Annotated in this window: 12 protein-coding genes; 4 read left to right on the plus strand and 8 right to left on the minus strand. The window is 59.9% G+C overall.

Annotation, left to right across the window (positions count from 1 at the left end; all coding sequences use genetic code 11):
* Positions 1 to 501: 501 nt before the first annotated feature.
* Genes HDG33_RS06965 through HDG33_RS06975 form a run of 3 tightly spaced genes read right to left on the minus strand, consistent with a single transcriptional unit; the run spans position 502 to position 3,562 of the window.
* Positions 502 to 942, minus strand: a complete 441-nt coding sequence (locus HDG33_RS06965; RefSeq protein ID WP_184023330.1) for a hypothetical protein — start codon at positions 940 to 942, stop codon at positions 502 to 504.
* Entirely contained in the window at positions 942 to 2,900 is a 1,959-nt protein-coding gene (locus tag HDG33_RS06970) for an RICIN domain-containing protein (protein ID WP_184024211.1), read from the minus strand. The genes HDG33_RS06965 and HDG33_RS06970 overlap by 1 nt, the downstream gene beginning before the upstream one ends.
* A gap of 17 nt (positions 2,901 to 2,917) precedes the next feature.
* Positions 2,918 to 3,562: an SCO family protein gene (locus tag HDG33_RS06975; RefSeq protein ID WP_184024214.1), complete on the minus strand. Its 645-nt coding sequence runs from the start codon at positions 3,560 to 3,562 to the stop codon at positions 2,918 to 2,920.
* 218 nt (positions 3,563 to 3,780) lie between these two features.
* On the opposite strand from HDG33_RS06975, the gene HDG33_RS38195 reads away from it, so the two are divergent.
* Positions 3,781 to 4,053 carry a hypothetical protein gene (locus HDG33_RS38195; protein ID WP_184023332.1) on the plus strand — a complete coding sequence of 91 codons (273 nt, stop codon included), beginning with the start codon at positions 3,781 to 3,783 and terminating at the stop codon, positions 4,051 to 4,053.
* Between the two features lie 1,390 nt (positions 4,054 to 5,443).
* Positions 5,444 to 6,628 (plus strand): glycoside hydrolase family protein, encoded by a 1,185-nt coding sequence (locus tag HDG33_RS06985; protein ID WP_260330334.1) that lies wholly within the window; start codon positions 5,444 to 5,446, stop codon positions 6,626 to 6,628.
* Positions 6,629 to 6,666: 38 nt separating this feature from the next.
* On the opposite strand, the gene HDG33_RS38015 is transcribed toward HDG33_RS06985, so the two are convergent.
* The 3 genes from HDG33_RS38015 to HDG33_RS07000 all read right to left on the minus strand — a co-directional run bounded on the left by HDG33_RS38015 (position 6,667) and on the right by HDG33_RS07000 (position 9,049).
* Positions 6,667 to 7,107, minus strand: a complete 441-nt coding sequence (locus tag HDG33_RS38015; RefSeq protein WP_184023334.1) for a hypothetical protein — start codon at positions 7,105 to 7,107, stop codon at positions 6,667 to 6,669.
* 144 nt (positions 7,108 to 7,251) lie between these two features.
* On the minus strand, positions 7,252 to 8,037 hold the full coding sequence (locus HDG33_RS06995; RefSeq protein WP_184023336.1) for a hypothetical protein: 786 nt from the start codon (positions 8,035 to 8,037) through the stop codon (positions 7,252 to 7,254).
* Between the two features lie 139 nt (positions 8,038 to 8,176).
* Positions 8,177 to 9,049: an endonuclease/exonuclease/phosphatase family protein gene (locus HDG33_RS07000; protein ID WP_184023345.1), complete on the minus strand. Its 873-nt coding sequence runs from the start codon at positions 9,047 to 9,049 to the stop codon at positions 8,177 to 8,179.
* A 249-nt stretch (positions 9,050 to 9,298) separates the two neighbouring features.
* Here HDG33_RS07000 and HDG33_RS07005 point away from each other — a divergent pair, with 249 nt between their 5' ends.
* Positions 9,299 to 9,991: a phosphatase PAP2 family protein gene (locus HDG33_RS07005; RefSeq protein WP_184023347.1), complete on the plus strand. Its 693-nt coding sequence runs from the start codon at positions 9,299 to 9,301 to the stop codon at positions 9,989 to 9,991.
* Positions 9,992 to 10,053: 62 nt separating this feature from the next.
* On the opposite strand, the gene HDG33_RS07010 is transcribed toward HDG33_RS07005, so the two are convergent.
* On the minus strand, positions 10,054 to 10,953 hold the full coding sequence (locus HDG33_RS07010; RefSeq protein WP_184023349.1) for an SDR family oxidoreductase: 900 nt from the start codon (positions 10,951 to 10,953) through the stop codon (positions 10,054 to 10,056).
* 104 nt (positions 10,954 to 11,057) lie between these two features.
* On the opposite strand from HDG33_RS07010, the gene HDG33_RS07015 reads away from it, so the two are divergent.
* Positions 11,058 to 11,915 carry a helix-turn-helix domain-containing protein gene (locus HDG33_RS07015; RefSeq protein ID WP_184023351.1) on the plus strand — a complete coding sequence of 286 codons (858 nt, stop codon included), beginning with the start codon at positions 11,058 to 11,060 and terminating at the stop codon, positions 11,913 to 11,915.
* 102 nt (positions 11,916 to 12,017) lie between these two features.
* Here HDG33_RS07015 and HDG33_RS07020 read toward each other — a convergent pair whose 3' ends face one another.
* Positions 12,018 to 13,649: an alpha-amylase family glycosyl hydrolase gene (locus HDG33_RS07020; RefSeq protein ID WP_184023353.1), complete on the minus strand. Its 1,632-nt coding sequence runs from the start codon at positions 13,647 to 13,649 to the stop codon at positions 12,018 to 12,020.
* Positions 13,650 to 13,660: the final 11 nt, after the last annotated feature.

Raw genomic sequence — 13,660 nt, forward strand, 5'->3', positions numbered from 1 at the left:
TTCATCGAAACCCCATGGCGGGTGTACGAAAAGGGTGGAAGCTCGATTTAATGTGCAGGCGATGCGGCGTTGCCAGATCTCGCTTTTTGTCACGGCTGAAATCGGACGCACAGGCCGAGTACGTCAGTCCTGCTCGCAACGCACCCGGAGAGGAAATCCCTATGATCTACCCCCCCGCCGCGTGCTCGAAATAGATCGTCTTATCGTCTAAAAGAGACTTCCGCCAGATCTGGCGCAGACTTCTAATTTTTTCGCATCCGATATATTGCGCCAGCAAACAAAAATCGAGTTATTCATAGCAGACGTCATCGCAGCCTATCCGACGGCTTGCCGCACCTCCGTACGCTGCCGCACATTCGCATTTTTCGCACCAACGGGGTCGTGCGCAATTGCGATGTCACTATTTCGATCATTTCGAACAAGCGCCCGTATAGCGTGAAAACACCGACAAAAGCTGGTGGAGCAAACGGCGCCGAATTCGCGAAACCGCACGCAAAGGTGCTAGCGCTTCGTCACGAAATGCCAGAGCGCCGCACACTCGGTCTCGGATATCCGGTAGTGAGGCATGGCTTTGCGCAACATCACGTTGACCGGGTCGATGCCTTCCCTCAGCGCCCTGCAGAACGTTGCCTGATCGTAACTGCTCGCCGGACCGTCCCTTCGACTCTTCGCAGGAAACAGGTTGCCGGCGGTCAAGGGTGGTGCGAATGCGTCGCCCGAGCCGGTTTGCGAATGGCAGTTCGCGCAACGCGTGGTCGAGCCGGGCAACAGACGATCGTCGTCGCGCAATTGCGCCTCAACCGAATGCTGCCCGTTGAAGATCGAACACCCGAGATCGTTCGACTCACAAGGCGGCGCGCCATGCGCGACATACGTGATGTTCGCCAGCGCCAGCGCCAGCGTCAGCGCACGCGCCGCGGTTCGCCGTGACCGTAACGCCATCACTGGATCTGCACCGTGCGCGAAACGCTCGGCACGCCCTTCGCGTTCAGGCCAAACAGCATGTAGTAGCCAGGCACGACGACACCCGGATCGGAAGGAATATTGATCAGATATTCGCCCGCCGTTCCTACCGTGAAAGTCACGGGTACTCGCCGCTGCTCGTTGTTGACCGCGTGGGTCGACGAAGACATGCGCATCAACGCAAAGGCCTTGATGCCACTGCTGCCCGTTACGGCGATCGATGTCCCGAGCTGTGCCGTAGTGGGCGCGGCCGTGAGGGTCGGTCGTGTTGCCGCCGAGCCGTCCGCGTTGAGCAGGTACGGCGGCGTCAGTATTTCGAGGTTCGTATGGTTTGTCGAGCAGGTTCCGCACAGTCCACCGCCACCACTCAGTACGCGACCGTCCGACAACAGCAGTGCGATGCTGTGATAGTTACGCGGCACGGCTTGCGGCGGGAGCACCGAGAAAGTCTTGGTGGTAGGGTCCCACAACTCTGGCGCCAGCACGGCGGTGTCGTCCGAAAACGTTATCGGGAACGCCTCTCCACCCAGGACTACCACCTGACCGTTCGGCAAGACCACGCTGGTGTTGAAGGCGCGGCGGTAATTCATCGGCGTAAGCGTTTGCGTCACCGCGGTGCCGCTGCTGATGTCAATTAGCGTGGCGTCCGCAGTCGCGTTGGAATACTCGTAGCTCGGCGCACCGCCTACAGCCAGGATCTTGCCGATATCGTACATAACGGCGTTGCCGTTCATCGCATCGGTATCGCTGCCCCGGTTGCCGGCAGGCGTCACGCTGCCCGCGCCGGCGGTATCGAACCAGTGCATGGCAACGCTCGGACCGGCGTGGAAGACTCGCCCATTCGCCACCGCAAACAGCCATGCATGATTGTCGGAGCGGAAAATGCCAGCCGCGTCATTCGTGAGGATGTAGTCGGCGAGAATGGCGCTATTGACCTGCCAACCCGTACTCGGCGACCAGGTTTCGCCGGTCTTGCCGCCCTCACCTCCGTTCCATGAGCCGCCCACCAGGAATACGTTGCCATTGCTCAACGTTACGCTGCCGTGGTAGGCGCGCGCAATTTTCATTAGAGGACCTCGCGACCATTTTCCGGTCGAAGGCGTGTAGAAACTCGTCGCGTCGCTGCTCGAGCCACCAGTGACGTAAATACGGCCGTCCGGAAGATTGACGACGCCCGGGCAGAACATATCGTGGCCGGTATTCGTCACGAGAACCTGTTTGCTCGTGCCGGTAGTCGGGTTAAAGATTGCGGTGTATGTGTTGCCGGGGGTCACTTCGCCAGACGTAAAGTCCAGCTTCTGGTCGGAGGACCACACTACCACGGTGCCATCGGGCAGATTCGCCGCAGCTGCCGGCACGATCGACAGGTTATAGGGTGTAGTCCACTTCGCCGGCAATGTTTTCGCGGTCATGCCGCTGATCTGCCACGTCTGCAGAGCGGCTCCGCTGCAAGGCTGCTGCGTGATCTGCGAGCCCTGCGCCGTGAGGCTGGCAGCAGCCAGACACAGGTGACTCTGCGACGCGACGATTGCAAAGCCGCCACCCTGCGGGATCAGTTGAAAGCTTTGATTCGCCTGGCCATTGCAGGTCCACTGGTCCGCCCCAGCGCCGGCATCCATGCTGACACCGTAGATGTCGAGGCAAAGGTTGCTGTTGACGTTGACGAACTGATAAAGCCCGTTGTTCTGCGTCAGTGTCCAGTGCTGGTTATTCCCGCCATTGCACGTCCACTCGATAACCGAGGCGCCAGGCGTCTTCGATTCGGCGTTCACATCGGCGCACAAGGTCGTGCCGTTGACGGTAAGCGTGCTCGATGTCTGCGCGTCGGCAGCTGCGGAGAACATCGAAAGCGCCGCCATGAATGTGATTGGCAGCAACGCTTTCACGCACCTGTCGAACAATTGCGAGAGGATCCTAAACGATCGATTTTGTGACATAGCCTCAGTCCAATAGGTTACACACGCCCTAATGCGCCCAGTACATCGCAAACTTGATCCGCGCGAGGCAGGTCATCACTTCGCCAGCGCAACATTGCGTTCGCGTCAAAGCAGTAGATTTGGGTCGAGTGATCGGCAATGTTGCCGAGTGGCAGGGTGCTGCCCGAAAGCGCTTTGCGCATCCGGTCGACGTCCTGCAACGTCGGCGTGGCCGCCCGCCATTCGGGTCCGGCCTGGAAGCGCATGAGCCATGCGTGCAGCGCGGGCGGCGAGTCGGAAAGCGGATCGATTCCGATCGACACCAACTGAACGGGGTAGCGGTGCTGTAACTGCGATATCCGTTGCTGAACCGTGCTGAACAGCGCACCCTGCAAAGGACAAACTGAAGTGCATCCTGTGTAAATCGTCTGCAACGCGGTCACTTTCTGACGCAACAGGTCGGTTAGCAACCGTTTCTGGCCGCTTTGATCGACCAGCCAGAAGTCGTCGAGACGAATGGGCGGCGTGACGAGTCCTACGCTTGCGTGCTGCGCGTATAGCGGAAAAGAAACGCCTGCCAACGCCGCGGCCGATACGCCACGCAGCAGCGCGCGGCGTCCCGGACTTCGGACCGGCGCGCACGCACGCAACGCCGCGCGAGTCGGCGCGTGTTGATGGAACATGACTATGATCTCCCGCAACGTGTAATGGCTCGCAGAACCATTCGTCGCCATCTTCTATTGCGTGTTACCCGCGCGATAATGCGCACGAGTCGCGCGACGGCTACGTTCGCTTTCTAATTTCGAATTAACGGCATTCGGGAGCGTAGCAGAGAACCTTCCGGAAAATGACAGCGTCAGGCCCGCGACTTGCTCCGCTTTGTGAGGTCGGACACATAACAATGAAACTTCAAAAACTGGGTGTTTTAGAAAGCCCGAACAAAATCCTATGTCGTCCTGAGATTCGTCGTGAGGCGGCGGAAATGGCGAAGTCGCGAAAATGGATTGCGCGCTCAAACGTGGCGGCAAGACGCGTCAGGCAGGTGGACCAGGTCGGCCTGACCGAAGAGACTCGGCTGACCGTTACCGAACTGCCAAGCCCCGCTCCTACAACGAAGGGGTTGCCCAACAAGGCCTCAGCATCGGCACGATGGCAAGTCCGCGATGGCGAATAGCAAGCAGCACCGGTGTTCCGGCGGCTTCGAGTTTCGCCGCGACCACGGCGAGCCATTGCGCGTGTTTCGCTGGCGATGAGATGCAGGTTCCGCGCGCCTGGCTCCCGGCCGTCTCCTTGTTCCAAAGCCCAAAGTCAAACCGTGGCAAAATTCGCATTCCGCGATTTATTTGATGCGAGCGGTGCGGCGCATATAAATGCCTCGTCAGCATTATTTTTCTTTCTAAAACCATACCGAAACATTTAATTGTCATTTAATTAGGTCCCGAGCCATCCGATAAGAACCATACATTGACGGAAATTAAAGCACCCCGACTGTCTAAAAGCGACAAGTAACAATTTTGTAACGGTTTTTTTGTTGTTTTGTGAATCTCGAACTCGGGCGTGAGAACGCGTCTGGATAAGCGTTGAAACGGAGGAGGGACACGTTGCCGATAGGCTCACATAGCACAAATTTCGTTGTTACGCTTAGTTACGCCCGATGGGACATGATTTGTTCCAATTCTGTATCATTCGTATTCATCAGATCACTCAGGGAAAACCTTGTCGATTTTAATTCAATTGGAAAAACTTCGCAATTTGCGACGAATTACCGAATTTTCCGATTGAAAATGATGAAAGCGGGTTTTCAGTAGTTCGCATTAAATCTGAAGATTAAAACGCGATTAGTGCCCCACGCGAGTGCGGCAGCGGGCGGCTCTTGACGAAAGCCGATCATATTCAGTTGTACTTCGTGTTGTTGCGTATTTTTTCGTGGCGACGTCCTTATCACGCGAACGTTGTTCGTTTTAGCGGCCAGGTTCCATCGGCCTGATAGACAGATGTCCTTCTTCAGCAGACTCTCTCCAAGACTAAAACCGTCATTTCGTCGGCTTCCCCAGATCGCAAAAACTGCTTCGGCGCTTGCATTTATCGCAGGCGTACTAAGCCTTGCAGGTTGTGGCGGTGAAACAAGCGATGATGGCAGCACCGCGTCCGTGACCGCCAACTCCCTGCCTGCCGACACAGTCGCGAACGCGGCTACAGATCCGTACAGCAACGGCGTAGTGCCCCCCGATAATGGCTCTCCGCCGGTTCAGGCGAACGGTCAGCCTTATAACCGCGCCCTGGTGCAACGGGCGGGACAAGGCGATTGAACCGTTTCGCGACGATCGATACGAAACCCGCATATCCCGTGCAAGAGCATTTTCAATCGTGATGTCAGCGACCGTTGACTCACGCGTTTGACGTGTTTGCGTTACGTATGCCATCGCTTCAGGCACTGATGGTCATCGGCAAACGTAATTCCAACGTTCTCGGCCCATCCCCGGTCAGTAGCAATTTATAGCTAAGCCATGAAACTCAGACTCTACTCACTATTCGCCGTTTTAGCCCTGTTGTGCGGGCAATCGATGCCAGCGTTCTCCAAGACGAGTTCGACCGCCGCCACCGCCCAGCAACTCGCGGCGCTGCAGCCGCCGCCTACCGGAAGCGGAAACGACCGTTTTGCAATGGACGTGAACTGCAATCTCTGGAGTGCGGATCAGACGGCGCTGAGCGAATGCTCAAAGGACCTGGATCTGATTGCCGGATTGGGCGTGGGTACGGTTCGCCTCGGCGTTTCGTGGGACTTCATGACGCTGGCCGACGGCAGCACGCTGGACCCCAACAAAGTGGCCTTTCTGAAGTCGCTTCTGAACGCCGCGCGCACGCGCGGCATGAAGATTCTTTTCCAGGTGGGCATGTACGCGCCGTCTAGCGCATACCAATGCCCGGCCACCAAAAATCCGCCGACCGCATCGTCACCGAGACTCGACTTCTGCGACGCGACGTTCACGAAGTATCTCGGCTCGCTCATGGACGTCGTTCTGCCCTTTACGGCTGACATCGAACTGTTCAATGAGACCAACTGGTCGTTCTCCGCTTCGGACCCGTCTTACGGCGATCCGAACGGTATCTCCGGATACATTCTGAATCGCAGCAAGACGCTCTATTCGGAAGCCCGGCAGATCCTGAACACGAAAAGCCAGTCGGGCTACAAAACGGTTCTGCACACTCAGGGCATCTCGTACTTCTACAACTCGGCGTACCCGAATAACGGCTGGCAACCGCCCGCAGGAAACGAGCTGATCCAGGCGACCGACTACATCAAGGCAATGGGTAACAACACGAAGAGTGCTTCCAGCCCGTTGAACACCACGATCGATGTCGTCGACGTTCACCCCTACTTCGGCAGCGCCGAATACAACATGCTGGTGCAGGCATTCATGACCACGGTGTCGAACCTCGTCAGCAGTGGCGCGAAGCCGATCTGGCTGACCGAGACCAACAATGGCACCAACGGTACGGATGCCGGACAAACGGCCGCATTCAACCAGTTGAAGGTGCTGATGAACAACGGTTCGGTGGCAAAGGCGTTCTGGTATGTCGTGCGCAACGGCGATCCGAGCAATGGCGAAGGCGACGGCTATTCGATCTACGACTACAACCGTAACCTGATTCGTCCGCAGCTGGCAGCCGCGATTCAGGCCTACACGGCGACCATTCCGCGTTCGCAACGCTTCCTGTCCGGCTCTTACCTGACTGCGATCAAGTAAGCCTGCCTGCTGTAACCCATGAATGAACGGAGCGCCGACTATGGCGCTCCTTCTTTTTTCCGTTTTGGCCGGGTTGACAGGACCGCATCCAGTTTGAGGGCGCAGCGAAATTCCCGAGGACGAGCTTCGCGAGGATGAACTGGCACTGTGCCAATGCGTTGCGTCAAACTCGTCGCTGCCGTAATCGAAGGAGCAGACACGGCAAACAACGCGGCGCCACCCGAGAGTCGAGAAACGCCCGATCCTGATACGCCGTGCGTCCGGTCGCGCACGCCAGGCGGCATATTCGCCCGACAGCGGACGAGTCCGCTCAGCGGCGTGCCTTTCTGCTTTTCTTCGGCTTCGGTGGGGTGAGTGCGGCGCTCCAGAATGCGGAGGTCGAGCGTTTGGCTGCCGCTGTCGTTCTTACCCGCGCTGTGTTGGCGACGGTACAGGCGCAGCTTAACCACATGCTCAGGAACGGATTCTTCTTCGTCCACGGATTCTTCATGTCGGCCTCGATTGAACGGACGTCGAGCGGGCGAGCTACTGATAGGTCGACACGCTCGTTCTGCGCGTCGGTGTCGCGGCGAAAGCGGGCACGCAATGGCTATTCCCGAACATTCGTAGCCTCTTCGCGCCATCTACCGCATCGCTCGCCCAGCAGGACGTTGCGGTAAGAAAATCACGCAAAGCGCCATGAACGAAACCAGAATCACCGACGCATAGAGTCGGCTGATCTCGAGCCCACCTTGAGAAATGGGTTTGTCGAGCAGGTCCCCCAAGGTCGCGCCGAGCGGACGCGTCAGGATGAACGCCGCCCAGAATATAGCGGTCCGTGACAGCCGCGACCAGTAATAGAGCGCACCGACGATCAGCAGCCCCCCACCGAAGATCAAAGCGCCGTACTCATAGCCAAGCCCCAGACCGCCTTCGTCCGATCCCGCCACCCAATCGCCCAAGGCCGTACCCAGTGTCTGCGAAAAGAGGATCGTCACCCAATAGAACCACTCGGCTTTGGGCGTGGTCACGCTCTGCACCGCCACCGTACCTTCCGATTTGTACCAGACGCCCAGGCTCGCAAGCAGAAGCGCGAAGACGATGACTACACCGCCCGGATAGCCGACTCCCACCGAACGATCGAAGAAGTCGGCCAGCGTGGTACCGAGCGTGGTCGTTGCAACGATGGTCGCCCAATAGAGCGAGGCATTGAACCGCTCCGCCCTGATCTGCCCTGCGACCAGCCCAATAAAAATAACCGCAAAAATCGCGGTGCCGATCAGATAACCCAATTTGAGCGACATGGTCACCCAATCGCCGCCCGTTTCGCCAAGCGTCGTGGCGGCGATTTTGATGATCCAGAAGCCCAGCGTGATCTGCGGGACTTTACTGACTGCATGCGCGCGAGTTTGCGACGGGTTGCTATTCATGTGACGTGCTCACTATTCTCATGGCTTGAACATAGGCTCAACCATCGCAGAGCAACCCTTAACAGCACCTTAAGCATCCCGCCGAATCACGCGGTCAGATTTTCCTGCGCCAATAACGGGGCGGTAACTCCGAGTCCCTTCAACGCAGTTCCAGCCACATCGGCTGATGATCGGACGAGCGGCTGTGCTGATCGACATCGCACGATGCAATGCGTGCGCTCAGATCTTCCGTGACAAAAACGAAATCGCACGCGAATGCTCCATCGGGCCATTGCTCGTGATCGTATAGGCCGACCGTCGCGGCACGCGGCTCGCCGGGGTGCGCGCGGGCCCACGCATCGACGAACGCCGGAGTGTCGGTGATCGGTTCGAGCATCCGGCGAAAGGCGGTGTCTTCGAATGCGCTGTTGAAGTCTCCGCAGACAATCGCGCTGACCGGGCGCGCCGTATCGGCAAACGGACTGTCCGGCTTCTCGCCACGCGCGGGAGCGCGCGCGTGAGCGCACGCCTCCTGATGCAACTCGCGCAGTCTCGCCACTTGTGCGAGCCGCTGTTTCTCCGAATAGAACTCGAGGTGCGTGCTGATGACACGAAGCGGACCGACGTCGGCTTCGAGCACCGCTTCGAGCGCGACGCGCAGCATCGAGGGCTTGGCGGGGTCCGCGGGCCACGGCAGAGAATGGCGCAGCACCTGACGAACCGGCAAACGGGTCACGATGGCATTGCCGAACTGCCGCCGATGACGGCTTGCGCCCAACGAGGGCAGATCGGAGCCGATCGCATCGAGCACGGTCATCTCCGGCAGCAGAGCGGCAAGTTCGGCGAACTGATCGGACGATGGCGCGCCTTTCAGTCCGCCGGCCGCCGGTTCTTCGTTGAAGCCGCGCGTGACTTCCTGCAGACACAGGACGTCGAAGTCGCACAACGCGCGTGCTTCCCGCACGATCCGTCCGAGGTCGACGCGGCCGTCGACGCCGCATCCCCACTGAATGTTCCAGTCGACCAGTTTCATGACGGCCTCCTTGAAAGATCCGGCTACAGTGTATCGCCGCATCCTGCGCGGTGACTCAGCGCTGGACAGGACGAGCGCATTTCAATCACACGCCTCCCCTTGTTATGAGCGTCCACAGGGTCACTGAAAGTTAGCGATGAAATTGCGCGGTAAAAATTGTCAGTGAAAGTAAGCGCCAAAAAATGCCGTGCATGCGATGAATTATGCTGACCCCCTCATCCGCGACCGGCTCAATTTCTTTAGAAAACAATGAATAGCTTCGATTTGTCCATCGAAACATATCTGTCCAACATACACTTCGGCCATTTCGCGACTCTATCCATCCAGGCCATCGACAACCTGTACACCTTCAAAGGCCTCGTACTCATTCCCGTGCTGTGGTGGATGTGGTTTCAGCAAGACGAGTGCCGCGAATGGCGGCGAGAAATGGTTCTCGCGACGCTTGTCAGCGGCATCGTGGCGCTCGTCGTCGGAAGACTGCTGACTCACTGGTTGCCATTCAGGGTGCGCCCCGTCTACAACACCGAACTGCATCTGCGCTTTGCCAGCGGCGAAATCAAGGACGCAGTGCTGACCAACTGGAGTTCCTTCCCGAGCGATCACGCGATGCTATGGATGGCGGCCGCCACCGGCATCTTCCTCATGTCGCGGCGCGTCGGCGTGCTGGCGCTTCTCTATACTGCGCTGTTCATTTGCCTTCCGCGCGCCTATCTCGGCTTTCACTATCCGACCGATTTGCTGGTGGGCGCCGCGGTGGGGATCGCGATCACCTTGATCATGACGCGGGATGCGATCCGCGTACGCTACGCGACGCCGGTGCTGCGATGGACCGAACGCCACCCGGCGCCCGCAGCGACGCTGGCCTTTATTCTGTGCCTCCAGCTCGTCACGCAGTTCGACGAACTGCGCAAGCTGGCGAGTGGCGTAATGAAACACCTATGATGGCGGCGATGATTGCTCCAGGTTTGTTCTCGTGCGACGGCGGCTGACAGCGACAGCGAAAGCTACGCGGACCCCTGAACGTAGCGCGCTTCGTTCAGATCCGCGAGAAGCGTCGGACCTGTCGGTCGCCAGCCCAAACGCGCCTGCGTCTGCGCGCTCGATGCCGGCATATCGAGCGCGGCGAACATCGCCATCCATCCGAAGTACGCCTGCGCCTCGCCGCGCGCGATCGAGACGACCGGCAACTTCAGGCCGTGTCCGAGCGCCTCGGCGATCTCGCGGGCGCTAACGCCTTCTTCGCCGACCGCGTGATAGCGCGCACCGCGTTCGCCCCTCTCGATCGCGAGCCGGTACAGCCGCACGACATCCGACAGATGCCCCGCCGGCCAGCGGTTGCGTCCCTCCTCCACATAGGCGCAGACGCCTTTGTCCCGCGCGATCTGGATGAGCGGCGTGATGAGGCCTTGCCGGTACGGGTTATGCACTTGCGGCAAGCGCATCACCGACACGTTGACGCCCGCCTCCAGTTGCACGTTGCCGGCCAGCTCCGAGCCGATGCGTGGGTTCGGGTGACTGGTGTTGAAGACGTCTTCGGTGGCCGGCTGCCCGTTATCGCGGCTGCCGACGCCCGTGCCCGACGTGATCAGAAGCGGCCGATCCGAGCCGGCCAGCGCCGTGCCCAGTGCAGCGATAGCACGCTTGTCCTTCTCGCAGTTCTCCACGAAGTGCGAGAAATCGTGGTCGAAAGCAAGGTGAACGACGGCGTCCGCCTTCGCGGCGCCGCTGCGCAGGCTGTCGGTGTCTTCGAGCGTACCGCGATGGACCTCCGCACCGGCTGCGCTGAGAGCCTGCGCGCCCTGGTCGGACCGGGTCATGCCGACAACCTGATGCCCGGCTTGGATAAGTTCGGGCACCAAAGCCGAGCCGATAAACCCGGTTGCGCCCGTCAGAAAGATTCGCATGGTCAAGTCTCCAGAATAGCCACCGACGCACTATGCGATCATTCACTATGCTATTGAAGTAGTGAGCTTATCCCGGTAAAGCGACTAACAGGTTAATCATCCCAGTGAACACCGCCCAAACCCTCGGGGACTTTCTGCGCAGCCGCCGCACGCGGCTCGATCCGGCCAGCTTCGGCTTCTCGGGCCGCAGGCGTACGCCCGGATTGCGCCGGGAAGAAGTGGCGCAGCGCGCGAATATCAGCTCGACGTGGTACACGTGGCTCGAGCAGGGCCGCGGCGGCGCGCCATCCGCCGCGGTGCTCGAGCGGATCTGCGCGGCGCTGATGCTGACGAATACCGAGCGCGAACATCTTTTCATGCTGGGCCTCGGACGCCCCCCGGAAGTGCGCTACCGGTCCACCGACGCAGTGGACCCGCGCTTGCAGCGCGTGCTCGATTCACTCGATGCCAGCCCGTCGATCATCAAGACCGCGACGTGGGACGTCGTCGCGTGGAATCGCGCCGCAGCCGTCGTGCTGACCGACTACAGCGCGCTGCCGCCGGGCCAGCGCAACATCCTGCGCTTCCTGTTCGGCGATCCGGCCGTCCGGGCAAAACAGCACGACTGGGAGAGTGTCGCGCGCTTCGTCGTGGGGACGTTCCGAGCGGACGTTGCTCGCGCGGGGCTCGCTTCCGAGGTGGGCGATCTGGTCGACGATCTGTGTCGCGCCAGCCCGGACTTCGAACGCATGTGGCGCGAAAACCAGGTATTCGGCCACAGCGAAGGACAGCACGTTAAGCGCCTGCTGCATCCTGCGTTCGGGACCATCGAAATGGAGTATTCGCTGTTCGCCGTCGATGGTCGGCCAGACCTGAGCATGCTCGTGTACACGCCGCTCGACGCGCGAATCGCGGCGCGCATCCGCAGTACCGTTTCATCGATCGATGAGAGTGCCAGCGCCGCGCCTTTGACCGCTGCGTGATCGGCTTTGACGCTCGAGCGCGAGCGCGGCCGCCGGATCGCACTCGGGCGACTCCGCAATTGCTCGTGGAAACCAACGAGGTTGAAGCACCTTGGGGAACGACTACCGAACTGCATCGTTCGGCCCGTTATTTGGCCGCACGGCATCGGACAAGCTTCGCGTAAGAATCACGATGACCGCCTCGCCGGCGGCAAGCAAGTTTGCGCCCTCCACGAAGGTTTCGCCGATGCGCGTACTCACCGTCGATAGCAACACCATGCCCGGGCGCAATTGCACGGTGGCATCTTCGACGCCCATGTTCAGCGCGATGAAAAGGCGTTGATTGCCGTATCGCCGCTCATAGGTCAGCACGTCGCCGTCAGCAACGACGTTCTCGATCGTGCCCCGCACGAGCGCGGCGTTGCTGCGGCGCAGGCTCAGCAGGCGCCGATAGAGCGACAACATGCTCGACATGTCGCCGTCCTGTTCGCGCACGCTCGTCGCCGTCGCAATCGGCAACCACGGTTTGCCGTCCGTAAAGCCCGCATTCGCCAGCGAGCCATCCCATTGCATAGGCGTGCGCTCGGGATCGCGCCCCTGGCAAATGCCCGGTTGCCGGAGTTCCGCCGGGTCCTGGATCTCATCTGACGCGATATAGCCATCCGGCATGCCGATCTCATCGCCGTAGTAGAGCGTCGGCGTCCCTCGGAGCGTCAACAGCAGTACAGCGGCCACCCGCGCCTGCGCCGCGCCGACGCGCGATGCAACGCGCGGATTGTCGTGGTTTCCCAGCACCCAGTTCGGCCACCCGTACTCGGGCAACGCGATGTCGTAATCCCGGATCATGCGGGCGATGTTCTGCGCGTCCCATCTCGCGTTGAGCAGCTGGAAATTGAACGGCATGTGCACACCTTCGCCGTTCACGCCGTAATACTTCACCAGTCGCGGGACAGTCAGGTAGATTTCGCCGATCAGCACGCGCTCGCCGTACTCGTCCAGTGTGGCTCGCATCGAGCGGACGACTTCATGCACTTCCGGCTGATCCTCCGTGTAACTTTGCAAGAGCCGATGATGTTCCGGCTCGCCGGGCCGATAGCCGGGATTGGGCGGATTGTCGCGAAACTGCGCGTCCTTGATCAACAGCCACAGCACGTCCACGCGGAAGCCGTCCACGCCGCGATCCAGCCAGAATCGCAGCACTTGATCCATCGCGCGGCGTACTTGCGGGTTTCTCCAGTTCAGATCAGGCTGCTCCCGCAGAAACGCGTGATAGTAGTACTGTCCCGTCACCTCGTCCCACTCCCACGCCGAGCCTCCCATGCGGCTCAACCAGTTGTTCGGCGGCCCGCCATCAGGCGCGGGATCGCGCCACAGATACCAGTCCCGTTTCGGATCGTCCCGCGACGAGCGGCTTTCCTCGAACCACGGATGCCGGCTCGACGAATGGTTCGGCACGAAATCGAGCAGCACCTTGAGCCCAAGCCGATGTGCGTGGCCCATCAATTGCTGGAACCCGTCCAGAGTGCCGAATATCGGATCGACGTTGCAGTAGTCCGCGACGTCATAGCCAAAGTCGGCCATGGGCGACGGGTAGATGGGGGAGATCCACACCGCATCGACGCCTAGCGCCGCGACATATTCAAGGCGCGCGCTGATGCCGGGTAGATCGCCGATGCCATCGCCGTTACTGTCCTGAAACGAGCGCGGATAGATCTGATAGATCACGCCGCGTTGCCACCACGCAAGCTCCGACATTGCAATTCCTC

The organism is Paraburkholderia sp. Cpub6 (assembly GCF_014201065.1).
GTDB classification, from domain to species: domain Bacteria; phylum Pseudomonadota; class Gammaproteobacteria; order Burkholderiales; family Burkholderiaceae; genus Paraburkholderia; species Paraburkholderia tuberum.

Excerpts from the sequence above, each read along its gene's own strand:
- HDG33_RS06965 (WP_184023330.1), bottom strand. The coding sequence starts at position 942 with ATGGCGTTACGGTCACGGCGAACCGCGGCGCGTGCGCTGACGCTGGCG.
- HDG33_RS06970 (WP_184024211.1), bottom strand. The coding sequence starts at position 2,900 with ATGTCACAAAATCGATCGTTTAGGATCCTCTCGCAATTGTTCGACAGG.
- HDG33_RS06975 (WP_184024214.1), bottom strand. The coding sequence starts at position 3,562 with ATGTTCCATCAACACGCGCCGACTCGCGCGGCGTTGCGTGCGTGCGCG.
- HDG33_RS38195 (WP_184023332.1), top strand. The coding sequence starts at position 3,781 with ATGAAACTTCAAAAACTGGGTGTTTTAGAAAGCCCGAACAAAATCCTA.
- HDG33_RS06985 (WP_260330334.1), top strand. The coding sequence starts at position 5,444 with ATGCCAGCGTTCTCCAAGACGAGTTCGACCGCCGCCACCGCCCAGCAA.
- HDG33_RS06995 (WP_184023336.1), bottom strand. The coding sequence starts at position 8,037 with ATGAATAGCAACCCGTCGCAAACTCGCGCGCATGCAGTCAGTAAAGTC.
- HDG33_RS07000 (WP_184023345.1), bottom strand. The coding sequence starts at position 9,049 with ATGAAACTGGTCGACTGGAACATTCAGTGGGGATGCGGCGTCGACGGC.
- HDG33_RS07005 (WP_184023347.1), top strand. The coding sequence starts at position 9,299 with ATGAATAGCTTCGATTTGTCCATCGAAACATATCTGTCCAACATACAC.
- HDG33_RS07010 (WP_184023349.1), bottom strand. The coding sequence starts at position 10,953 with ATGCGAATCTTTCTGACGGGCGCAACCGGGTTTATCGGCTCGGCTTTG.
- HDG33_RS07020 (WP_184023353.1), bottom strand. The coding sequence starts at position 13,649 with ATGTCGGAGCTTGCGTGGTGGCAACGCGGCGTGATCTATCAGATCTAT.